19 protein-coding genes, 1 tRNA gene and 2 pseudogenes are annotated in these 21,289 nt (G+C 61.6%); 14 read left to right on the top strand and 8 right to left on the bottom strand.

Going from position 1 to position 21,289, the window contains the following annotated elements:
- The first annotated feature begins 33 nt into the window (after positions 1-33).
- Complete coding sequence (locus N2600_RS09910) at positions 34-627, top strand: TetR/AcrR family transcriptional regulator (protein WP_170263352.1); 594 nt, start codon at positions 34-36, stop codon at positions 625-627.
- A 229-nt stretch (positions 628-856) separates the two neighbouring features.
- A complete protein-coding gene (locus N2600_RS09905) occupies positions 857-1,672 on the top strand; it encodes an oxidoreductase (RefSeq protein ID WP_260298670.1) in 816 nt (271 codons plus the stop codon).
- A gap of 216 nt (positions 1,673-1,888) precedes the next feature.
- Here the strand turns inward: N2600_RS09905 and N2600_RS09900 are convergent.
- A tRNA-Lys gene (locus N2600_RS09900) sits at positions 1,889-1,964 on the bottom strand.
- A 232-nt stretch (positions 1,965-2,196) separates the two neighbouring features.
- Between N2600_RS09900 and N2600_RS09895 the strand changes: the two genes are divergently transcribed.
- The 9 genes and pseudogenes from N2600_RS09895 to N2600_RS09855 all read left to right on the top strand — a co-directional run.
- A complete protein-coding gene (locus N2600_RS09895; protein ID WP_017964198.1) occupies positions 2,197-2,946 on the top strand; it encodes a cytochrome c biogenesis CcdA family protein in 750 nt (249 codons plus the stop codon).
- Positions 2,947-3,173: 227 nt separating this feature from the next.
- Positions 3,174-3,944: an SDR family NAD(P)-dependent oxidoreductase gene (locus N2600_RS09890; protein ID WP_026154136.1), complete on the top strand. Its 771-nt coding sequence runs from the start codon at positions 3,174-3,176 to the stop codon at positions 3,942-3,944.
- A 23-nt stretch (positions 3,945-3,967) separates the two neighbouring features.
- Positions 3,968-4,333: pseudogene (locus tag N2600_RS09885) on the top strand (alpha/beta hydrolase); the annotation flags it as partial.
- Between the two features lie 272 nt (positions 4,334-4,605).
- Complete coding sequence (locus tag N2600_RS09880) at positions 4,606-5,643, top strand: LLM class flavin-dependent oxidoreductase (RefSeq protein ID WP_260110791.1); 1,038 nt, start codon at positions 4,606-4,608, stop codon at positions 5,641-5,643.
- A gap of 493 nt (positions 5,644-6,136) precedes the next feature.
- The gene (locus N2600_RS09875) at positions 6,137-7,666 is read left to right on the top strand and encodes an aldehyde dehydrogenase (NADP(+)) (protein WP_260110790.1); all 1,530 of its coding nucleotides are present in this window, start codon (positions 6,137-6,139) and stop codon (positions 7,664-7,666) included.
- 378 nt (positions 7,667-8,044) lie between these two features.
- Positions 8,045-8,836: an SDR family NAD(P)-dependent oxidoreductase gene (locus N2600_RS09870; RefSeq protein WP_260298669.1), complete on the top strand. Its 792-nt coding sequence runs from the start codon at positions 8,045-8,047 to the stop codon at positions 8,834-8,836.
- A gap of 454 nt (positions 8,837-9,290) precedes the next feature.
- On the top strand, positions 9,291-9,779 hold the full coding sequence (locus N2600_RS09865; protein ID WP_260298668.1) for a cupin: 489 nt from the start codon (positions 9,291-9,293) through the stop codon (positions 9,777-9,779).
- 209 nt (positions 9,780-9,988) lie between these two features.
- Positions 9,989-10,924 carry an MBL fold metallo-hydrolase gene (locus N2600_RS09860; protein WP_260298667.1) on the top strand — a complete coding sequence of 312 codons (936 nt, stop codon included), beginning with the start codon at positions 9,989-9,991 and terminating at the stop codon, positions 10,922-10,924.
- Positions 10,925-11,162: 238 nt separating this feature from the next.
- A pseudogene (locus tag N2600_RS09855) lies at positions 11,163-11,321 on the top strand (AEC family transporter); the annotation flags it as partial.
- On the opposite strand, the gene N2600_RS09850 reads toward N2600_RS09855, so the two are convergent.
- From N2600_RS09850 to cysG, 5 genes are read right to left on the bottom strand one after another with little or no spacing between them, the layout of a single operon-like run.
- Positions 11,289-12,500, bottom strand: coding sequence for a UbiH/UbiF family hydroxylase (locus N2600_RS09850; protein WP_260298666.1), 1,212 nt, complete (start codon positions 12,498-12,500; stop codon positions 11,289-11,291). The pseudogene N2600_RS09855 and the gene N2600_RS09850 overlap by 33 nt on opposite strands.
- Before the next feature lie 39 nt (positions 12,501-12,539).
- Positions 12,540-13,052 (bottom strand): DUF934 domain-containing protein, encoded by a 513-nt coding sequence (locus N2600_RS09845; RefSeq protein WP_222383904.1) that lies wholly within the window; start codon positions 13,050-13,052, stop codon positions 12,540-12,542.
- Between the two features lie 10 nt (positions 13,053-13,062).
- Positions 13,063-14,733: a nitrite/sulfite reductase gene (locus N2600_RS09840; protein WP_222383903.1), complete on the bottom strand. Its 1,671-nt coding sequence runs from the start codon at positions 14,731-14,733 to the stop codon at positions 13,063-13,065.
- An 8-nt stretch (positions 14,734-14,741) separates the two neighbouring features.
- On the bottom strand, positions 14,742-15,056 hold the full coding sequence (locus N2600_RS09835; protein WP_011651871.1) for a DUF2849 domain-containing protein: 315 nt from the start codon (positions 15,054-15,056) through the stop codon (positions 14,742-14,744).
- A gap of 2 nt (positions 15,057-15,058) precedes the next feature.
- Positions 15,059-16,495 carry a siroheme synthase CysG gene (cysG, locus tag N2600_RS09830; RefSeq protein WP_260298665.1) on the bottom strand — a complete coding sequence of 479 codons (1,437 nt, stop codon included), beginning with the start codon at positions 16,493-16,495 and terminating at the stop codon, positions 15,059-15,061.
- Positions 16,496-16,764: 269 nt separating this feature from the next.
- Between cysG and N2600_RS09825 the strand changes: the two genes are divergently transcribed.
- From N2600_RS09825 to N2600_RS09815, 3 genes are all read left to right on the top strand, one after another.
- Positions 16,765-17,352 carry a deaminase gene (locus N2600_RS09825; protein ID WP_260298664.1) on the top strand — a complete coding sequence of 196 codons (588 nt, stop codon included), beginning with the start codon at positions 16,765-16,767 and terminating at the stop codon, positions 17,350-17,352.
- A gap of 66 nt (positions 17,353-17,418) precedes the next feature.
- Positions 17,419-18,258 carry a nucleoside triphosphate pyrophosphohydrolase gene (mazG, locus tag N2600_RS09820; protein WP_222383900.1) on the top strand — a complete coding sequence of 280 codons (840 nt, stop codon included), beginning with the start codon at positions 17,419-17,421 and terminating at the stop codon, positions 18,256-18,258.
- A gap of 236 nt (positions 18,259-18,494) precedes the next feature.
- Positions 18,495-19,433: an IS110 family transposase gene (locus N2600_RS09815; RefSeq protein ID WP_260109994.1), complete on the top strand. Its 939-nt coding sequence runs from the start codon at positions 18,495-18,497 to the stop codon at positions 19,431-19,433.
- A gap of 209 nt (positions 19,434-19,642) precedes the next feature.
- Here N2600_RS09815 and hflX read toward each other — a convergent pair whose 3' ends face one another.
- Positions 19,643-20,968 (bottom strand): GTPase HflX, encoded by a 1,326-nt coding sequence (gene hflX, locus N2600_RS09810; RefSeq protein ID WP_260298663.1) that lies wholly within the window; start codon positions 20,966-20,968, stop codon positions 19,643-19,645.
- 77 nt (positions 20,969-21,045) lie between these two features.
- The gene (gene hfq / locus N2600_RS09805; RefSeq protein ID WP_003539403.1) at positions 21,046-21,288 is read right to left on the bottom strand and encodes an RNA chaperone Hfq; all 243 of its coding nucleotides are present in this window, start codon (positions 21,286-21,288) and stop codon (positions 21,046-21,048) included.
- Position 21,289 lies beyond the last annotated feature (1 nt).

Here is a 21,289-nt window from a genome sequence, read left to right as displayed (position 1 = left end):
TAGATGTCAAACAAAATCTAACCGGAGGTCGATATGAGAGTGAGCCGGGCACAGGCTGAAGAGAACCGCGAAACGGTGATCAACGTCGCAAGCCGTCTGTTCCGAGAACATGGCTTCGATGGAATTGGGCTAAAGGATCTGATGAAAGGGGCCGGCCTTACCCAGGGAGGTTTCTACAAGCAGTTCGCGTCGAAGGACGACCTCGCCGCACTAGCATCGCGGCGTGCGATGGAAAGCGCCACACGGAGATGGTCTGCAGCGGCGGCAAGTAGCTCCGATCCCCTTGAGGCAGTCATGGCGTTCTATCTTTCATCGGACCACAGAGGTGAAAAGTCAGAAGGCTGCCCACTTGTGGCGCTGGGATCGGACGCGGCTCGCCAGAGCAAAGAGGTCAGGCGCCCATTTGAAGACGGGATCCGGGCTCACTTCGAGGTTCTGGATGAACTGATGGCCAGCGACGCGAGCTCTAGTCCCAGCGGCGGGGCGATGGCCATACTGTCTCTCATGGTGGGCGCCGTTACGCTGTCGCGGATCATGGAAGACGAGGACCTTTCACGAGGCATCCTTAACGCAGCGGCTGGCGAAGTCAGGCGCATTGCGCGCGGCGACGATGTCGCTGAAGGCTAAGCCGGGTTCAATGACCTGGCGCCGAAAAGTGCCGAAGTTTAGCTCCCGCCCGGCAAGGTGAGTGTGTCCTAAGGCTCCTGCATAAGCCGCAAGTTTAGAGAACAGGCCAAAGCGGTATCCGTCGACTGCCTGACGACATCGTCGGAGACCTCCCTTTTGCTTGTAAGTCGCAGAAAGCCTACCCGAGTTTTAGAAGCAGCAGCTCATCACACAGAAAGAAGTGATTTCCATGAACAAGAACAATCTTGGCGTAGCCTTGGTGACTGGGGCATCCACCGGCATCGGGTATGCAACGGCCGCAGCCCTGCAGAACGCGGGCTTTCGCGTGTTCGGAACCAGCCGCCGCCCCGCAACCCAGAGGAGCGACGGTGTATCCATGCTGACATGCGACGTGACCGACGACGCGTCGGTGGCGAAACTGGTTGATGACGTGCTAGCAGAGGCCGGCCGCATCGATCTTCTTGTCAATAATGCTGGCATGGGGCTGCTTGGTGGCGCGGAGGAATCCTCAATGGCCCAGGCCAAGTCGTTGTTCGACGTGAACGTCTTCGGCGTTTTCCGTGTGACCAACGCGGTGTTGCCGGTTATGCGACGCCAAGGGAAGGGCAGAATCGTGAATTTGAGCTCGGTACAGGGGTTCATCCCCGCTCCCTATTTCGCGCTCTACTCGTCGACCAAACATGCCATCGAGGGTTATTCCGAATCGCTCGATCACGAATTGCGCGCCTTCGGCATTCGCGTTTCGCTGGTCGAGCCAGCCTACACCCGGACGTCGTTCGAAGACAATCTCGCCAAGCCGGATCAGGTGCTCGATATATATGACTCTGCGCGCGCTGGCATGAATGTAGTCGTGCAGAAAGCAATGGAAATAGGCGACACGCCCGACGTGGTGGCAAAGGCAATTATTGCCGCTGCGACTGATCCCGCTCCAAAGAGGCGTTATACGGCCGGAAAAATGGCACGACAGGTCAGTTTTCTGCGCCGCTTCGTCCCTGCATTCGCATTCGACAAGAGCCTCCGAAAACAACTCGGGCTGCCGGTCTGAAACCGACGACATCCTGTTCCGCTTGATGAACAGGCGTCTGGGTGCATTTCAGAAGATGACAATGGCAGCATCGACGCAGGAAACATGCCGCCCTGTTGGCGCGAACGCTTGCCGCGGCGCCATCGGCGGGGCAAGGGCAACGTCTGTCCAGTGAACTTCTTCAAGTATCCGTCGCGCGGATGCCTACAAACCTACGCCTGCCTCCCGGATGACACTTGGTGAGAGCGTCGGGGTTCGAACCCGAGACCTACTGATTAAAAGTCAGTTGCTCTACCAGCTGAGCTACGCTCTCCCTCTCCGCGGGTGTGCCCACCCCGGCTGGAAGTGGGCGGAACATAGGCAGGCGACCCATTGCGGTCAACCGAAAAATTTGCCTTTTTTCCGGCGGTCGGCACATTTCTTGCCAAGCGCAAGACAGATGTCTTGCGTGCAAACACAGATTTCCTGCGTGCGCAAAAAGGTGATTGGCAATCCCTGGCCTGCAAAGCTAGGAACATCACGCAGATTGCAGCCGGAGAGAATGCGTGTCGATTGCCGATATTTCCCTGTGGAGCGCGTTGATAGCCGGGGCGCTTTCGTTTCTGTCGCCCTGCGTGCTTCCCCTCGTCCCGCCCTATCTCTGCTATATGGCCGGAATCTCGGTCGAGCAGTTCCGCGGCGGCGGTGCGGTTGCGGTCGCGCCTGGTGTCAGGCGCGGCGTCTTCTTCTCTGCCCTCTTCTTCACGCTCGGCTTTGCGACCGTCTTTGTGGCGCTCGGCGCCGGTGCTTCCAGCATCGGCATGGCGCTTCGCCAGCATCTCGACCTCCTGTCGAAGATCGGCGGGCTGATCATCATCGTCATGGGGCTGAATTTCCTCGGCCTCTTCCGAATCGGGCTGCTGACCCGCGAGGCGCGCTTCCAGGACGGCGGTAAGCCCGGGACGCTGACGGGCGCCTATGTCATGGGGCTTGCCTTCGCCTTCGGCTGGACGCCCTGCATCGGTCCCGTGCTCGGCGCCATCCTCGGCGTTGCCGCCTCGCGCGAGACGGTCGGCTCCGGCGCCGGGCTGCTCGCCATCTATTCGCTCGGCCTTGCCATCCCCTTCTGGATCGCCGCCGGCTTTTCCGGCGCCTTCATGCGCTTCCTCTCGCGCTTCCGCCGCCATCTCGGCACGGTGGAAAAGGTGATGGGTCTCTTCCTCGTGCTGACCGGCCTCGCCTTCCTATTCGGATGGGTCAGCAATGTGGCGATCTGGTTCCAGCAGACCTTTCCGATCCTGATGCAGATCGGCTAGGCTGCCGGCTGCCGATTTTCCTGGCCATGCAGCAGGTGCGTGGGCTCCTGCGCCGTCCGTCGCCGGTACCGATGGGCAATGCGGCTTTTTGCGCGGCCTATCGGGAACAGCGTCCCACGTTGCGGGATAGGCCATTGGTCAAAGGGACACTCCTCAGCATGCGCAGAATATCTGGCATCCGCACGCCGACGCTGCCATAAATGAGCTTCATCGAGGGAGGCATCGTGATGCAGAAGAATGCGCCGGACTTCAGCCTTGAGGGCAAGGTGACCTTAGTGACGGGAGCGAGCCGTGGGATCGGTCGAGCTTGCGCACTTGCCTGTGCCGCAGCAGGTTCTGATATCGTTTTGGGTGTGCGCGATGTCGCAGCGTCGGCGGCCCTGGTTGCCGAACTCGAGGGAGTGGGACGAAAGGTTCTCCCTGTTGAACTGGACATTCCCAACAAGGCCCATATCGCACAAGCCGTCGACGCAGCGTTGACGACATTTGGTCGGATCGACGTCCTGGTCAACAATGTCGGCGTGGCTCCAGGCAATCTCGCGGAACTCGTTGAGGAGAAGGATCTTGACGAGATACTCGATGTCAACATCAAGGGCACCTTTCTGATGACGCAGGCTGTGGGCCGGCACATGATCAAGCGCAATGGGGGCCGGATCATCAACATCAGCTCACAGGCCGGTACCGTGGCACTGCGCGGCGAGGCAATCTATTGCATGAGCAAGGCGGCCATCAATCACCTCACGCGCTGCCTTGCAGCCGAATGGGCACGCTATAATGTCACTGTAAACACCGTATCGCCGACGTTCATCCACACGGATGGTACAGCACCTTTTCTATCCGATGCCGACAATCGCGAAGCGACGCTCGGTCACATTCCACTCGGCCGGATCGGTGAAACCGATGATGTGGTGGGTGCCGTGGTCTTCCTAGCATCGCCGGCTGCGAGCCTGATCACTGGCGCGAACCTGCTGGTGGACGGTGGATGGTCCGTCGCCTGAGGCCGAGGCGCCCCTGCAGCACCAGGCTCATCTGGAAACTCGCCTCTCCTCGGTGGAAACTCGACGACAACACGTTTGAACGAAGTGCCGCGGCATTCGCCAATCCGGACCATGTCGCGATCGGTTGGCGGCTCCGACTGACGGAGGGAGAGAAGCGGTTCGACGAGTTCGAAACCAAGCTCGCATCCGCTCCCGGCATCCACGTGCCTGCGATCACGATGGAAGGCGATGCCAATGGGGCACCGCATCCTGGTCCGAAGGCCTATGCCGGAAAATTCAAGGCCAAATACGAACACCGTCTGATCGAGGGCGGTACAGGTCATAATCTCCCGCAGGAGTCACCAGAGGCTTTCGCTCAGGCAGTCATCGACGCGGACGCATGGGCATAACCACCGTCATCGGTGGACGGCTTTTCCGAGGATTGTCATGACAATAGGTAGGAAGGAACTCACCTATCGGATATTTGGATAGTATCCATCAGAAAATGACGGGTAGTGGGACGCCTGTCATCGTGTGATGAAGCGGGAGGCGCTTTCTGCCAGATAAACACCGTCCTGTCCGCTCCATCGCGGCGCCAAGGCGAGTCATTCAGAAGCTGGAAGCGCCGAAACTCAGCGACCACCGCGGTTGGGTGGCAACAGTGCCTCGAAAGGATCCTTCGTTGGAAATCGGTATCGATAGTTTTGCGATGCTGCTGAACGACCCCGCTACGGGACGACTGCAGTCAGCCGTCGATCGCATGGAGAGCGTACTTGCAGAGGTCGAGCTGGCCGATCAAGTCGGTCTCGACGTCTTTGGCATGGGCGAACATCATCGAGAAAACGCACTTGATTCCGCGCCAGCCGTGATCCTTGCGGCCGCTGCGGCGCGCACGAAGTCGATCAGGCTGACAAGCGCTGTTGCCGTCCTCAGCGCCGCCGACCCCGTGCGGCTCTTTCAGCAGTTCGCCACACTGGATCTGATATCGCGCGGGCGAGCGGAAATCGTAGTCGGTCGCGGCTCGTCGGTCGAGGCCTATCCGCTGTTCGGATTCGACCTTCGGGACTACGATGCCCTCTTCGCGGAGAAGCTGGACCTGTTGCTAAAGATCAGGGAAAAGCCCGGTATCGAGTGGCAGGGCCGCTTTCGACCGCCCATCGGCGGCCAGGGTGTCTTTCCCCGTCCGCACCAGCCAACCTTGCCAATCTGGCTGGGTGTCGGCGGGACGCCCGAATCCTTCATCCGCGCCGGAACACTTGGCTTGCCTCTGATGGTCGCTATCATCGGCGGTAGTTTCGAGCGGTTTCTGCCGCTGGTCGAACTCTATCGACGTGCATGGCTCGCCGCGGGCCACCCAACCGAGGAACAGAGAATCGGCGTGCACGCTCTCGGCTTTGTCGGAGAGACTGACAAAGCAGCCAGGGAAGCATTCTTTCCTGGCTGGTTCCAGATGTTCACGGACGCTGGACGGGAACGGGGCTGGCCACCGCCAACGCAGGCGCAATTCGACTTCATGTGCGGCCCGGACGGGGCGTTTCTGGTTGGCAGCCCGCAGACAGTTGCGGCAAAGATCGAGCATGTCAACAGGACGTTGGGCGGAGTTTCTCGCCTCACCTTCCAGATGAGCACCGCCGCCTTGGAAACCGAAGCAATGCGCCGGTCGATCGAACTCCTTGGCACCGATGTCGCACCGATCATTCGCGGACACCGTCTCAGCTAGCTCACGAGTCAGCGTTTCCGCGCCGGTCCTCGAAGCGAGTTTCGCGGCCCCGTCCCGACCACATGTTCGTGAAATCGTCGCGCGAGGCCGCCTCCGCCTTCGCCCTGATAGGAGCGAGCGCGGCGGCGGCTGTTGGAAATGCAGGGACGCCTTCCGAGATGGGGGCCAGCTCGCGCACGAGCCGAGCAACGCATCAATCGGAAACCAAAGGGAGCGCGCGCCGCAAGGTGAACAAAGGCTACCCCCGTCGCCTAAACGGAGGCAGGCATGCGCGTGCCCAAAAACCGTGATCAAGGATCATCAGCATTCGGCGGTCGCAAATGCGCGCGCCGAATCTAGCACGACTTGAAAAGTAATACTTTTGATGAGCGAAGGCTTGGCATACCGGCCGTGGATGCCTATGTGAGTTCGACAGCCATACTCAGACGGTTACGCAAAGCCTCCATTCAGCATGCGAGGGCGGCCATGGCTTCTCATTTTGAAAGGATCCACGATGACACTCTCCGGCGACCTGATTATCGGCGGCGCAAACGTACGTGGCGCGGCCGCGGCATTCTCCGCAATCAATCCCGCCAACGGCAACCCGATGGAACCGCGCTTTGCCGGCGCGACGAAGGAGCAGGTGGAAGCGGCCACGAGTTTGGCATGGGACGCCTTCCCGATCTACAAGGAGACGTCGCTCGACGATCGAGCTCGGTTCCTGGAAGCAATCGCCGAAGGCATCGTCGCAATCGGCGACGATCTCGTCCTGCGAGCGATTGACGAGACTGGCCTGCCACGCGGCCGTATCGAGGGAGAGCGCGCCAGGACCGTCGGCCAGCTTCGCCTGTTCGCCAAGGAGGTTCGCGACGGCAGGTTTCAGGAACTTCGCTTCGATCCGGCTGATACGGAGCGCAGGCCAGTTGCAAAGCCGGACCTTCGGCTGCGAAACGTTGCTCTCGGCCCTGTCGCGGTGTTCGGGGCATCGAATTTTCCCCTCGCTTTCTCTGTCGCTGGCGGTGACACCGCCTCCGCCCTCGCCGCCGGCTGCCCGGTTATCGTCAAGGCGCACTCCGCCCATCCCGGCACGTCCGAGCTGGTCGGCAGAGCCGTCGCGGACGCGGTCGCAGCATGCGGCCTTCCGCGGGGGACGTTTGGGCTTTTGTTCGACGCGGGATTCGAGGTGGGCCAGACCCTCGTCGCCGACCACCGCATACGCGCCGTCGGCTTCACAGGCTCGCGTCGTGGCGGCACCGCGTTGATGAAGATCGCCTCGGAGCGGAAGCAGCCGATACCGGTCTACGCCGAAATGAGCAGCATCAACCCTGTCATCCTCTATCCCAATGCACTTCGCAGCAGAGGAGCGGAGATCGGAAAATCGTTCGTCTCCTCTCTGATCCTCGGCGCTGGCCAGTTCTGCACCAATCCTGGCCTGATCATCGCCGTCGAGGGTGCGGGCCTCGATGCCTTCATCGGGAGTGCCGCCGCAGCGCTTTCGGAATCGCAGGCTCAAACAATGCTGACTGGTGGCATCTGTGATGCATATCGCAATGGTGTCGCAAGGCTGTCGTCATCGTCTTCCGTCTCGCAAGTGGCCGCGGGGAAGGAGGGGACGCCCCATCAGGCCGCGGCGGCGCTCTTCGAGACAACCGCGGCTGCATTCCTCGCGAACCCGGAACTTCAGGAAGAGGTTTTCGGCGCGTCGGGACTGATCGTCCGCTGCCGGGACGATGAGGAGTTGCGAAGGGTCGTGGGATCGCTGGAAGGTCAGTTGACCATCGGCCTGCACGTAGATGCCGGGGACATCGGGGCCGCCTCGCCGATGATCTCGCAGTTGGAGCTTCTGGCCGGCCGACTTCTCGTCAACGGCTTCGGAACGGGGGTCGAGGTATCCCCGGCGATGGTCCATGGCGGACCCTATCCAGCCACATCGGACGGACGATCGACCTCAGTAGGGACCTTGGCGATCTACCGCTTCTTGCGCCCGGTCTCCTATCAGGACTTTCCGATAGATCTGCTTCCCGAGCCGCTCAAACCATTCTAAGCGCGTTTAGCCTCGGGCAACAGAACGTCGTGGATGCGATCGACGCATCCACGACGCAGGTCAGAATACCGCTGTTCTGGCGACCATCCTAGCTTTTTGCCCGCCACCACCCGCGATGATCTGCGCGGTGTTTGTGACCAGGGGTTGGCTGGCATTCTCGTCGTGAAGCGCCAAAAAAGCCCGCCGTAGTGAAGAAGGTGCGATCATTGTCTTCCAGGCGGGCCGGATCGGCGACTTCGATAAACCTGGCGAGAGCTACTTCGGTTCTAGGCCCCGCGGCCGCCCCAATGGAAGGGGAAGGATTATCCGCATCATAGGCTGTTGCGCGATCGGTCGCCAGTTCATACGTTCTCTCATCCAACCTCACAGGAGCAGAAGATGCAGATCGACCTCACAGGCAAGACCGCTCTGGTTACCGGATCCACTGAAGGCATTGGATACGCAATCGCCCGCCAGCTCGCGAGGGCGGGTGCGGACGTGGTTGTCAACGGCCGGTCCAAGGAAAAGACCGCGAAGGCCGCCGACCGCCTGAAAGGCGAAGGCGCCAAGGGAAGCGTGACCGCGGCGGCAGCGGATCTCGCAACCGCTGGCGGATGTGACGCTCTTGTCGCCCAAGTTCCCCACGTCGACATCCTCATCAACAACGCGGGCATCTTCCAGCCCCTAGACTTCTTCGATGCGAACGACGAGGTATGGGACCGCCACTGGCAGGTGAACGTCATGTCCGCCGTCAGGCTTTCGCGCGCATATCTTCCGGGCATGCAGAAGCTCGATTGGGGCCGCGTCATCTTCATCGCGTCGGAATCCGGCTTTAACATACCCGTCGAGATGATCCACTACGGTGTCAGCAAGACCGCAGACATCGCGGTTGCCCGCGGCCTTGCCAAGCGCATGGCTGGCACCGGCGTCACCGTGAACTCCGTCCTTCCCGGCCCCACGCTGTCCGAGGGTGTCGAGGCGATGCTCGCAGAGGAACGTGCAAAGACGGGGAAACCGATCGAGGAGGTGGCGGCGGACTTCGTCAAGAAGCACCGCGCCGGTTCGATCATCCAACGCGCCGCGAGCGTCGAGGAAATTGCCAATCTCGTCACCTATCTGGCCTCCCCTTTGGCGTCCGCAACGACTGGAGCTTCGATGCGCGTGGACGGAGGCCTGATCGACACGCTCTGATGGACTCCACCGACCCGCCACTGCACCGTCTTCGTCGGAAGTTGTCTCCGCGATGCGCTGCGGTGGCGGGCATTCGGCGACCTTTCCAAAGCCTTCCAATTCTCACCCTTTCGCAGACCAGTCGCCTATCGAAAAGACGGTGCTCGAAGGCAAGGTGCCTCCCGGCAGCCTGTAAAACGGCATCATGACCGGCCTGGACCGGTTCCCCACATTGGTGGCCGCCGCCGGCGATACCAACATCATTGATGAGCTTAAAAAGGGGGGAACACCTCCAATGCGTCGTCTCCGAAACCACGGCACGTCAAGGAACCGTTGGCGACCGCCAAGGTTTAGACTCGAGAACATCAGCGCAGATGAGTTCAATGGAGAAGGCGCGAGAGACTTGGGCGAACAACCGTCGACGGCTCGATGGCCGTCGCGTCGCGGCAATCGACGACTAGCTTGGGAATTCAGCATGAACACCGAGACGATCATTTTCGGGCCGAGCGACTGGGTCCCGAACAACCCGCATCTTCCTGTATTGCTTTACAGAGGGCTGTTTGCCGACGGCGGACCGATCGATTTCGAGCGTCGCTTCGCGGCAAACGGTTGGACAGGCATCTGGACAAACGGTGTCTTCGATTATCAGCACTACCATTCCGGTGCCCATGAAGTGCTGGGAATTGCACGTGGTAGCGCCACGCTGCTGATTGGTGGTCCCGGCGGTCAAGCAATCGCGGTTGCGGCCGGAGACTGTCTGGTGCTTCCAGCCGGGACAGGGCACCGAAATCTCGGTTGCACGTCGGACTTCCAGGTCATCGGCGCTTATCCTAAGGGACAGCATGCCGACATTCAGACTTCGGCTGCTTCAACCGAGACGCTGACGAAAATCTCGTCAGTTTCCCTACCCCACACCGATCCCGTTCAAGGACCATCGGGATTTCTCATCGAGAAATGGCGGTAGCAGGCTTGCCGCGTTCGTTGATCTGATCGACTCTGCCTCCATCAGCGCGCCGCCGGCAGCACAAAGCGAGGCCCGCACCTATGCCCTGGTATGGCTTGTCCTGTCCCTCGGCCCCACTCGTCCTTATCCCTCGACCAATCGATCGCAAACTCAGCTCCCTGTAGCGTCGTCCGTGCCGTGTTTAAGGCGGCGGTCAGAAGGAGACGAACATGAACCTTGAGACAAAGATGAGCCTGGAAAACACCGTACACCCCGGCAGACCTCGGCTCGACGAATTGGTTCCGTCGCGCTACGCGGTGCAGGTCGGCGAGATCGAGGTGCTGGTGGTCAGCGATGGAGTGCTACCGCTCCCAACCGCGATGCTGGGACACAACGCCGATCCGTCCGTCCGAGCGGCCTGGCTGAAAGAGATGTTCCTGCCGCCGGACGCTTTCGACTGGGCGCTGAACGTGGTCGTGGTGCGCAGCGGCGACCAGACCATACTCCTCGACGCCGGGCTGGGGATCGACCCGGACCTGCACCTGCCGCGGGCCGGGCAGCTGATCAAGCGGCTGGAAGCCGCCGGTATCGATCTTGCGTCGGTGACCGATGTGGTCCTGACCCACATGCACATGGACCACATTGGCGGGCTGCTGGTCGATGGGGTGAAGGACCAGTTGCGTCCGGACCTGCGGATCCACGTGGCGGCGGCCGAGGTCAAGTTCTGGGAGGCGCCTGATTTTTCCCGTGTCTCCATGCCGCCGGGCTTCCCGGACGCGCTTCGGGCGACCGCCGAGCGGTTCGCCAAAGAGTATCGCAGCCATTTCAGGCTGTTCGATGATGAGTATGAGGTCGCGCCGGGCGTGGTCGTCCATCGCACCGGCGGCCACACCCCCGGGCACAGCGTGATCCGCGTAGCGTCCGGCGGCGACCGGCTGATGTTTGCCGGTGACGCCGTGTTCGCGGTCGGGTTCGAACACCCCGACTGGTTCAACGGCTTCGAACACGACCCCGAGGAGGCGGCGCGCGTTCGGGTCCGTCTACTGCGGGAACTGGCGGAGACCGGCGAGCAGCTGGTGGCCACCCACCTGCCGTTCCCGTCCGTCGGCCGGGTGGCGGTCGACGGCGACGCCTTTCGTTGGGTGGCGGCCTTCTGGGACTACTGATCGCTTGCTGGGTTGGGATCTTGGAGCGTGTACTCATCGCGTGAATGAGTTCACGCTCTACTGGTTTGTTTTTTGAGCAATTCCGGACGCAAAACCACTACACACTTTTGCTGGAATTACTCTTGTTTCTGCGCAATTCCGGACGCAAAACCGCGACACACTTTTGCTGGAATTGCTTAAGTCAGATCCTGACCCACCGATCATCCTCGCTTCCTGGGAGATCTCTTGGCCGAAATCGTCAGCGACTAATGTCTTCGTCATCAGCCAGCAATATGGCGTCTGACAGGAGCGCGCTTCGGCGACGATCCTGATCACCACGGCGTTTTCGGTGGCGACTGTTTCGCTCTGGCTGATCGTGATCCGATCAGGCCTTCTTCCGCTTCAGCTTTTCCCGTAGCGCATCAGGAATATCGCGGAAGCCGCGGCCGGGCTCGATGCCCTCGCGCATGACGATGTTGCGCAGCGGCGGTATGGCCGAGAGGATATGCAGGCCGGCAGCCCGCAGCATCTGAACCGGCAGAAAATCCGAGAGCAGCGACCGATTGAGAATATCCACGCTTGCGGTGCGCGTCATGATATCGGCGCGGCGCCTTCGGTCGAAGCTTTCGCCGGCATCGGCCGGCACCGGTAATTCCGCCCTGTCGCAGAGGATATCGGTGAGCGCCATGATATCGCGAAGGCTGAGGTTCAGTCCCTGTGCCCCGATCGGCGGGAAGACATGGGCTGCCTCGCCAATCAGCGCGATGCGTCCCTTGCCGAAACGATGCGCCATCATGCCGGAGAGCGGCCAGACTTGGACGCCCTCCTCGACGCTCACCTTGCCGAGCATCGACTGCATGCGCGCCTCGACGAGAGCGCAGAGTTCGGCAAGCGGCAATTCCATGCGGCTCGCCGCCTCAGCGGGATCCTGCACCCAGACCAGACTGGAGCGGCTCCCCGGCAGCGGCACCTGGGTGAAGGGGCCATGTTTGGTGTGGAATTCGGTCGAGATATTCTGGTGCGGCAGCGAATGGGCGAAATTCAGCACCATGGCCGATTGCGGATAAGACCAGTTGCGCACGGCAATGCCGGCGGTTTCGCGCAGCTTCGAGCCGCGGCCATCGGCGCCGATGGCAAAATCGGCCGACAGCGTCTCGCCGCCGGCAAGCGTGATCGAGACCACTTCGGCTGATATGTCGATCGATTCGGCCATATCGGTGAAACGGGTGATCTTGCCCTCGCCGGCAGCGGCCTCTTCGAGGATATCGATCAGCGCCCTATTAGGGAAATTGTAGCCAAAGGCATCCAGGCCGACATCGGCCGCGCGGAAGGTGGTGGTAGGCGCGCGCAGCAGCCTGTCCGTGCCGTCGACTATGCGCATGCTGGAGAGAGGGGCGGCTGCGGGGCGGAGCTTTTCCCAGAGCGCCAGGCGGTCGAGGAAGCGGATCGACTGATCCATCAGCGCCGTGGTGCGCCGGTCTTCTTTCGGAGCGAGAGGCGCTACCAACGCGACGTTGCGACCGCCGCGCGCCAGCGCGATTGCGGCGATCATGCCGGTGAGACCGCCACCGATCACAGCCACTTCGAATGTCTTCATGCTGTCGTTCCGCCATAGTAATAAGGACGGAGCGACCGCTTATGCGGCCGGCTTCGCCTGTCGGCGCCAACTATAGCCCTTGCCGGCTTCGGCGTCACGCACCGCCGGCTGATAATGATGGGGAATGGCGGGAAGACGGTTTTCGCTCAGCCGCTTCAGCGCCGTGGCGTTGCTGACGGAAAAGCTGTCGATGCCGACGCGCAGCATAAGCGGAACCTGGTCGATCAGTACATCGCCGACGGCGCGCAGTTCATTGGTGTAGCCGAGCCGCTGCCGCAGCAGCGAAGCATGGCTGAAGGCGCGGCCGTCGTTGAAAGCCGGAAAGGCGACGGCGACGATTTCCAGGCGATCGAGATAGGGCGCCAGCCGGCGCACATCGTCGGCCGGCTTGATCAGCACGCCGAAGCCGACATCGTTGCTTTGGTCGGCCTTGGCGATCAATTCGTCGAGGCCGAGCAGCGGCTTCTGCTCCCCGGTCGCCTTGACCTCCTCGGTTTCAATCACCCAGGGATCGTTTTCGACAAAACCGGTTTCTTTCCAGATCTTCGTCATCATCCCCTCCTTATGCCGCTTCGGCGGCCGAGCCGTAGAGCGCAGTCTTGAACGGCTGAGGTCCGACACGGCGATAGGCGGCGAGGAAGTTCTCGGACTGATCGAGGCGCAGGCCGAGATAGGTGTCGACGATCGTCTCGATTGCGTCCGTCACCCGGTCCGGCTCGAAGCCGCGGCCGATGATCTCGCCGATCGAGGTATGTTCGTCGCCGGAGCCGCCGAGCGTGATCTGGTAGAGTTCGGCACCCTTCTTTTCCACACCGAGCAAGCCGATATGGCCGACATGGTGATGGCCGCAGGCATTGATGCAGCCGGAGATCTTGATCTTCAGCTCGCCGATCTCTGCCTGGCGTTCGGCATTGCCGAAACGCCGGGAGATTTCCTGCGCCAGCGGAATCGAGCGCGCATTGGCGAGCGCGCAGTAGTCCAGCCCGGGACAGGCAATGATATCGGTGATCAGGCCGGCATTGGCTTCCGCCAGATTTATGGCGACGAGGCCGCGATAGACGGCTTCGAGATCGGCAAGCGCCACATGCGGCAGGATCAGGTTCTGCTCATGGCTGACGCGGATTTCGTCGAAGGCATATTCCTCGGCAAGATCGGCGATCGCATCCATCTGCGCATCCGAGGCGTCGCCCGGAATGCCGCCGATCGGCTTCAGCGAGATCGTCACCATGCCGTAATCGGGGTTCTTGTGCGGCTGCACGTTCTGCTGGACCCAGCGGGAAAAACCGGAATCAGCTTTCTTCCAGCGGGCAAGGTTTTCCCAGCCTTCGGCGCGTTCGGGCAGATCCGGCGGCGCGAAATAGGCAGCGATCGCCTGGACGTCCTTTTCCGGCAGCCTGAGCTCGGTATCCTTCAGCGCGGCGAATTCGGTTTCCACCTGGCGCGTCAGCTCCTCGGTGCCGGTTTCGTGCACGAGGATCTTGATGCGGGCCTTGTATTTGTTGTCGCGGCGGCCGTGCAGATTGTACACGCGCACGATGGCCGTGGTGTAGGAGAGCAGGTCTTCCTCGGGCAGGAAGTCGCGGATCAGCTTGGCGATCATCGGCGTACGGCCCTGGCCGCCGCCGACATAGACGGCAAAGCCGATCTCGCCCTTGTCGTTCTTCTTCACGTGCAGGCCGATATCATGGACCTGGATTGCCGCGCGGTCGCGCTCGGCGCCGGTGACGGCGATCTTGAACTTGCGCGGCAGGAAGGAAAATTCCGGGTGTACCGACGACCACTGGCGCAGGATTTCGGCGTAAGGACGCGGATCGGCGATCTCATCGGCGGCGGCACCGGCGAAGTGATCGGCCGTGACGTTTCTGATGCAATTGCCCGAGGTCTGCAGGGCATGCATTTCGACGCTCGCGAGGTCGGCCAGCGCATCAGGAATGTCGGACAGTTTCGGCCAGTTGAACTGCAGGTTCTGGCGCGTGGTGAAGTGGCCATAGCCGCGGTCATAGGTGCGAGCGATATGAGCGAGCATACGTAGCTGGCGCGCGCTCAGCGTGCCATAGGGAATGGCAATGCGCAGCATGTAAGCGTGGAGCTGCAGGTAGACGCCGTTCATCAGGCGCAGCGGCTTGAACGCGTCCTCGGCGAGCTCGCCGGAAAGGCGGCGCTGAACCTGATCGCGAAACTGCTCGACGCGCTCGGTAACAAAGGCATGGTCAAATTCGTCGTAACGGTACATCGTCTTCCTCAGACTGCAATGAATTCGGGATCGGCAGGAGCGTAGCCCGGGGCATATTCCATGGTCGGGCCTTGTGCGCGGATGCGCTCGCGAAGGCGAAGCGGCCAGAGAATGCCGTTGGTTTCCTGAACGTCAACGACGGCGACGTCAACGACCTCGTTGTCGGCATAGGATTTCTTGCCGATCGCCTCAAGCGCCGCAACGGCCTCGGCATGACGGGCAACGAGCGCCTCCTGCAGCGAGGTCGACCACTTCCCATTCGCATCCAGCCAGACGGCAATGCCGTCCGTCAGCCGGTTGGCGGTCAGAACCTTGTCACCCATATTCAGCTCCTTGCAAGTTCCTCGAGCCGGGCGTTTGCGCGCACCAGGGGCTCGGACAGTTCGAAATTGGCGCCGGCGACCGCATCGCCGATGATGACCATGACAGGCCCGGTCAATTCGTCGCGGTGCTGCAGATCGGGCAGATCGGCAAGCGTGCCATGCAGCAGGCGGCGCTCAGCGCGGCTGGCATTTTCGATGACGGCGACGGTGGTCTCAGGCGGAATGCCCGCCTGCATCAGCCGCTCGGCGACGGAGGCGGCAACCGTGCGGCCCATATAGACGGCGATCGTGGCGCCGGAAACGGCAAGGCTTGCCCAATCGGGCAGCACGTCGCCGGTGAGATCATGGCCTGTCGTGAACACCAGCGACGAGGCGACGCCGCGCAGCGTCAGCGGCAGCTCGAAATCGGCAGCGGCGGCGAAAGCCGAGGTGATGCCGGGCACGACCTCATAGGTGACGCCGGCAGCGCGCAGTGCCGCCATCTCTTCCCCTGCCCGGCCATAGACCAGCGGATCGCCGGATTTCAGGCGGACGACACGCTTGCCCTGGCGGCCGAGATCGACCAGCAGTTCGTTGATCTCTTCCTGGGATTTCGAATGGCAGCCCTTGCGTTTGCCGACGGAAAGCCGCTCGGCATCGCGGCGGCCCATATCGACGATCGCCTGCGGCACGAGCGCGTCATAGACGATGACGTCGGCTTCCATCATCACGCGCTGGGCGCGCAACGTCAGCAGATCCTCGGCACCCGGACCGGCGCCGACCAGCCAGACGTGGCCGGCGACCTTGTCCATCGCGTGCAGCAGCCGATCGGCGGCTTGGCGAGCCTGCGGCAGGTTGCCGTTGGCGACCGCACCGGCAACGGCACCGGAGAAGAAGCGGCGCCAGAAGACCCGGCGGGAGACGCCCCTCGGAATCAGTTGTTCGACGGCCTTGCGGTAGCTCGTCGCCAGCCCGGCAAGGCGGCCGAGCGAGGGCGAAAGAAGCTGGTCGATCTGCGCGCGGATCATCTGCGCCAGAACCGGCCCTGCCCCTTCGGTGCCGATCGCAACGGCGACGGGCGCGCGGTTGACCAGCGCCGGCGTAAAGAAATCGCAGTAATCGGGCTGATCGACGGCATTGGCCGGAATTCTGGCCGCACGGGCGGCATCGACGATGCTGCGGTCGTCGGCTTCATTGCCGGTTGCGGCGAAGACGAGCGCCGAACCCTCGACCTGTTCGGCTGAGAAGGCAGCGCGCACGGTCTCGATCCGGCTGGCGATCAGGAAGGCGTGGTAATCGGCTTCCGGCCGGTCGGCATAGGCGACAATCCGCGCCTTCGTGTTCAGCAGCAGCCGCACCTTGGCGAACGCTTCGTCGCCATTGCCGAAGACAGCCGTCTTCTGGCCTTCCACGCGAAAGAAGGCGGGAAATACCGAAAGCTGTTCTGTCTTGGAAGGCATCATCAATCCACTTCGAGGTTGCCGGAATATGCCCTTGATCGACAAGGGATTGAAGGAACAGAAATTCGAAAGCCCAGGCAAGCGGGTATTCTTTTGCTCGTGCCGTCAGTGATTTGAGAAAAGTCACCCGTGCTGCCAAAAAGCCGCATATTTCTCAGCCCGCTTGGTGCAGCGCAGTATAAAGCCTGTGGCAAAAGACGTCCACCGGCGCCTGACGCATTTCATCCGCGCCGCCAAGGCGATAGACTGAAGAAAACTGGAGGGCCGTCATGCCTGATAAGACTATTGCCTCCCGCCTGCTTTCGGTCCTGGAGGAGGATATCCTGCCGCTGACGGAGCGTGGCGTTTCGCTTGGCAACAAGGTGTTCGGTGCAGCGATCTTAAGGAAAACCGATCTTTCGCTCGTCGTCGCCGAGACCAATAACGAGCTGGAGAATCCGCTCTGGCACGGTGAGGTACATACGCTGAAGCGCTTCTACGAGCTTGGCGACAAGCCGCCGACCAAGGATCTGATCTTCCTTTCGACGCACGAACCCTGCACCATGTGCATGTCGGCGATCACCTGGGCCGGCTTCGACAATTTCTACTATTTCTTCAGCCATGAGGATTCCCGCGACGCCTTCGCCATTCCGCACGATTTGAAGATCCTGAAGGAGGTCTTCGGGCTTGAACCCGGCGGCTATCGCAGGCAAAACGCCTTCTGGAACAGCTTTGCCATCGCCGATCTCGTTGAGACTGAAGAGGCTGTGCTGCAAAAAGCACTGGAGGCGCAGACCGCCCGCATCAAGGCGCGCTACGACGCGCTGTCGACCAGCTACCAGTCGTCAAAGAGCGCCAACGACATTCCTCTGAACTGAGGGCCCCTGAACCGAGGGCCCCTGAACTGAGGGACTCTGAACAGAAGCCTGCTGAACCGAGGCAACATGGAACCTTCCAAAGACATTTCGCGGCTGATCGAGATCATGGCGGCGCTGCGCCACCCCGAAACCGGCTGCCCCTGGGACATCGTGCAGAGTTTCGAGACGATCAAGCCCTATACGATCGAGGAGGCCTATGAGGTCTCCGACGCGATCGAGCGCGGCGATATGGACGATCTCTGCGACGAGTTGGGCGACCTGCTGCTGCAGGTGGTCTTCCACGCCCGCATAGCCGAAGAGGCCGGCGAATTTTCCTTCGGCGACGTGGTCAACGCCATCACTGCCAAAATGATCCGCCGCCACCCGCACGTCTTTGCCCGCTCGGCGGCAGATACGCCGGACGCGGTGAAGAGACAATGGGACGAGATCAAGCAGGCGGAAAAACGCGAGCGCACTGAGCGGCGGTCACGGCGCGGCATTACCGAGGACTTCAACAGCGGCTTTCTCGGCTCCGTGCAGCGCAGCTTCCCGGCCTTGACGGAAGCGCTGAAGCTGCAGGAACGCGCCGCAAAGGTCGGCTTCGATTGGTCATCGCCGGAGCCGATCCTCGACAAGATCGAGGAGGAGGTCGGCGAATTGCGGGCAGCCCTTCGCGAAGGCGATCAGGCAAAGGTCAGCGACGAACTCGGCGACCTGATCTTCGCGGTTGTCAATATCGGCCGGCATGTCAAGGCCGATCCGGAGCAGGCCGTGCGCGGAACGAATACGAAATTCCGGCGTCGTTTCAGCCATATAGAACATGTTCTTGAAGCAGAAGGTGAGACGCTGGAAGCGGCGACGCTGGAGCGGATGGAGGAAATCTGGCAGGCGGCGAAGGCGATTGAAAGAGCGATCGTGGCGGAGTGAGTTATCGCCGGCGATTTCTATTGATCGCCGAAGCCAGCCCCTTGTATCTGCATGTTAGATTTTATGTGCGATGGAAGCGATTGAGCCTCTGGCTGGGTGGCCACCCAGCCAGAGGCGTGACGAAGTCGCCCGTTTCCCCCTCCGGTTACAACCGTGGATGAGCCTGGGATCTTCGTCATCGTCACGTACGACCGAATAGTCGCTTGGCTTCAACCGCACGCACAAGGCAGGTTACCGTGAACAGAGTTATATGTGGAGTGGATGTTTCGAAGGACTGGCTGGATGCGTTTATCCGCCCGTCCGGGGTTTTTGAGCGTTTCAGCAACGATGCGGCCGGCATCGGCGCGCTGGCTGCGCTCTGCCGGGAGCAGGGTGTCGAGCTCGTCGTCATGGAGGCGTCGGGCGGCTACGAGCGTTCGGCCTTCCTGCTGTTGTGGGAGTTGGGGATCGCCTGCGCGCTTGCCAATCCGCGCCATGTGCGCCGCTTTGCCGAGGCCATGGGCTTTCTGGAAAAGACCGACCGGATCGATGCGGCGATGATCGCCCATTATGCCGAGGCCAGGCGGCTGTCTGCCCTGCCGCCGCCGAAAGCCGCGCAGCTGCGGCTGTCGGCGCTGATGACGCGGCTGTCTCAGGTCACCAGCGATCTGACCGTCCAGAGGCAGCGCCGCAGTGCTGCCCGCGATCAGCAGAGTGTGGCAAGCCTCGACGAAGTGATCGCGCTTCTGGTGCGCCAGAGCCGCACCCTTGAGGGCGAGATTGCCTCGATGATCGACGACGATCCGCTCTGGGCCTGCCTCAACCAAGCCTTTCGCTCGATCAAGGGGGTGGCGGACCGTACCGTTGCCCGGCTGATGGCCGAACTGCCCGAAATCGGCCGAATCTCCAACAAGGCGATCGTCAAACTGGCCGGCCTGGCGCCGATTGCCAACGATAGCGGCAAACGCAGCGGACCCCGGCCGGTGCGCGGCGGGCGCTCCGGACCGCGTGGCATCCTGTTCCTGGTCGCCGCCACCGCGGCCAGGTACGATCCGCATTTGGCTGCCTTCAGGCAAAGGTTGCAGAGCGCTGGCAAGCCAAAAATGGTTATCCGCATTGCGCTCGCCCGAAAACTGCTGGTCATTCTCAATGCAAAAGCACGGGATGCGCGAAGAGAATTCGAATGCGCAACTTGACAACCCAGATAGTCGCTCATCCGGCTGCCGGCACCTACTCCCCGCCTGCGGGGAGAAGGGGATATGCCGCAGCCTCTCCGTGCCCCACCAACCTTTCGCAGGGCACGTCCCCTCGCCCCGTTTTTACGGGGAGAGGGTTAGGGTAAGGGTTAGGGTGAGGGGCAGCCATTAGCGCGAACCCGACAGCAGTGGCACTGCGCCAGCGCGCCTTACCGCTCCCAATCTTCCTTTGAAGACTTCGGGCCGTTGCCGATGCGGCGTTCGAGTTCAGTCGCTTCGGTTTCGGACAGGCGCAGATCGAGCGTGATCGAGCCATCTTCATTATCCTCGCGGCCGTCAACGATCGCGTGGTCGTAAAGCCAGGGCAGCAGTGTCAGCTTGTCGACCGGAAGGCGGATCGTCGCTACGGTCATCACGCCGGACAGTCTGCGGCTGATCTCTTCCATCAGCGTGTCGACGCCCTCGCCGCTGACGGCCGAAACCGCGACCACGTTGCTGGCGCTGGCCGATTTCTGCACCATGGCATCGTGCACCTCGGGTTCCAGCCGGTCGATCTTGTTCCAGACTTCGATCAGACGCTTTTCGGCTTCGGCCTCGTCGATGCCGAGGTCGTTCAGGATGCGCATCACATCCGAGCTCTGCGCCTGGTTGTCGGCATCGGACATGTCGCGGACATGCAGGATGAGATCGGCTTCCAGCACCTCTTCCAGCGTCGCCCGGAAGGCGGCGACCAGATGGGTCGGCAGGTCGGAGATGAAGCCGACGGTGTCGGACAGGATGACGGTGCGGCCGTGCGGCAGCTTCATGCGCCGAAGCGTCGGGTCGAGTGTGGCAAAGAGCATGTCTTCGGCCAGCACGCCGGCGCCGGTGATACGGTTGAACAGCGTCGATTTGCCGGCATTGGTATAGCCGACGAGCGCCACGATCGGGTGCGGCACCTTGCGGCGCTTGGCGCGGTGGAGTTGGCGGGTGCGCACGACCTGCTCCAGCTCGCGCTCGAGCTTGATGATGCGGTCCTGCAGCATCCGCCGGTCGGCTTCGATCTGGGTTTCGCCCGGGCCGCCCATGAAGCCGCCGCCGCCGCGCTGGCGTTCAAGGTGGGTCCAGCTTCGGACCAGGCGGCCCTTTTGATAATTGAGATGGGCGAGATCGACCTGCAGCGTGCCTTCCCTGGTGGAGGCGCGGCGGCCGAAGATTTCGAGGATGAGGCCCGTCCGGTCGATGACCTTGGCGTTCCATTCCTTTTCGAGATTGCGCTGCTGCACCGGCGTCAACGGATGATCGACGATGACGAGACCGGAATCGCGCTCGTCGAGCAGCGCTTTGATCTCCTCGATCTTGCCGGTGCCGAGCAGTGTGGCCGGTCTCGGATCGTTGACCGGGACGATCGAGGCGTTGACGACATCGAGGTCGATCGCCTGGGCAAGGCCCGTCGCCTCTTCGAGCCGGCTTTCCGGCGTGCGGGTCGATGCCGATTCGCTCTGGCCGCCGCGACTGCGCGATTTCAGAACCGGCACGACGACAGTCGCGCGCATATCGTCCCTGTGCTTGGCGGCCTCAGGGATGATCGAATCGTTCTTGGTATCGCGTGTCGAAATGACGGCTGATCCTGTTAGGACGCGGCTTCTTCGCTCTCGAACATCTGCATGGGCTGGCCCGGCATGATCGTCGATATCGCATGCTTATACACGAGCTGCGAGTGGCCGTCACGGCGAAGAAGAACACAGAAATTGTCAAAAGACGTAACAACGCCCGTGAGTTTCACGCCGTTGATCAGAAAGATTGTCAGGGAAATCTTTTGCTTGCGAACAGTATTGAGAAATAAGTCCTGAAGATTCTGAGAACGTTCCGCCATC

This window comes from Rhizobium sp. WSM1274, from assembly GCF_025200775.1.
GTDB lineage: Bacteria > Pseudomonadota > Alphaproteobacteria > Rhizobiales > Rhizobiaceae > Rhizobium > Rhizobium leguminosarum_I.
The sequence above is the reverse complement of the archived record's forward strand: the minus strand, read 5'-3'. Positions and strand labels throughout refer to the sequence as shown.

What these genes read in the sequence shown, in the direction of transcription:
- N2600_RS09910 (WP_170263352.1), top strand. Translation starts at nt 34, where the DNA reads ATGAGAGTGAGCCGGGCACAGGCTGAAGAGAACCGCGAAACGGTGATC.
- N2600_RS09905 (WP_260298670.1), top strand. Translation starts at nt 857, where the DNA reads ATGAACAAGAACAATCTTGGCGTAGCCTTGGTGACTGGGGCATCCACC.
- N2600_RS09890 (WP_026154136.1), top strand. Translation starts at nt 3,174, where the DNA reads ATGCAGAAGAATGCGCCGGACTTCAGCCTTGAGGGCAAGGTGACCTTA.
- N2600_RS09875 (WP_260110790.1), top strand. Translation starts at nt 6,137, where the DNA reads ATGACACTCTCCGGCGACCTGATTATCGGCGGCGCAAACGTACGTGGC.
- N2600_RS09870 (WP_260298669.1), top strand. Translation starts at nt 8,045, where the DNA reads ATGCAGATCGACCTCACAGGCAAGACCGCTCTGGTTACCGGATCCACT.
- N2600_RS09865 (WP_260298668.1), top strand. Translation starts at nt 9,291, where the DNA reads ATGAACACCGAGACGATCATTTTCGGGCCGAGCGACTGGGTCCCGAAC.
- N2600_RS09860 (WP_260298667.1), top strand. Translation starts at nt 9,989, where the DNA reads ATGAACCTTGAGACAAAGATGAGCCTGGAAAACACCGTACACCCCGGC.
- N2600_RS09850 (WP_260298666.1), bottom strand. Translation starts at nt 12,500, where the DNA reads ATGAAGACATTCGAAGTGGCTGTGATCGGTGGCGGTCTCACCGGCATG.
- N2600_RS09845 (WP_222383904.1), bottom strand. Translation starts at nt 13,052, where the DNA reads ATGACGAAGATCTGGAAAGAAACCGGTTTTGTCGAAAACGATCCCTGG.
- N2600_RS09840 (WP_222383903.1), bottom strand. Translation starts at nt 14,733, where the DNA reads ATGTACCGTTACGACGAATTTGACCATGCCTTTGTTACCGAGCGCGTC.
- N2600_RS09835 (WP_011651871.1), bottom strand. Translation starts at nt 15,056, where the DNA reads ATGGGTGACAAGGTTCTGACCGCCAACCGGCTGACGGACGGCATTGCC.
- cysG (WP_260298665.1), bottom strand. Translation starts at nt 16,495, where the DNA reads ATGCCTTCCAAGACAGAACAGCTTTCGGTATTTCCCGCCTTCTTTCGC.
- N2600_RS09825 (WP_260298664.1), top strand. Translation starts at nt 16,765, where the DNA reads ATGCCTGATAAGACTATTGCCTCCCGCCTGCTTTCGGTCCTGGAGGAG.
- mazG (WP_222383900.1), top strand. Translation starts at nt 17,419, where the DNA reads ATGGAACCTTCCAAAGACATTTCGCGGCTGATCGAGATCATGGCGGCG.
- hflX (WP_260298663.1), bottom strand. Translation starts at nt 20,968, where the DNA reads ATGCGCGCGACTGTCGTCGTGCCGGTTCTGAAATCGCGCAGTCGCGGC.
- hfq (WP_003539403.1), bottom strand. Translation starts at nt 21,288, where the DNA reads ATGGCGGAACGTTCTCAGAATCTTCAGGACTTATTTCTCAATACTGTT.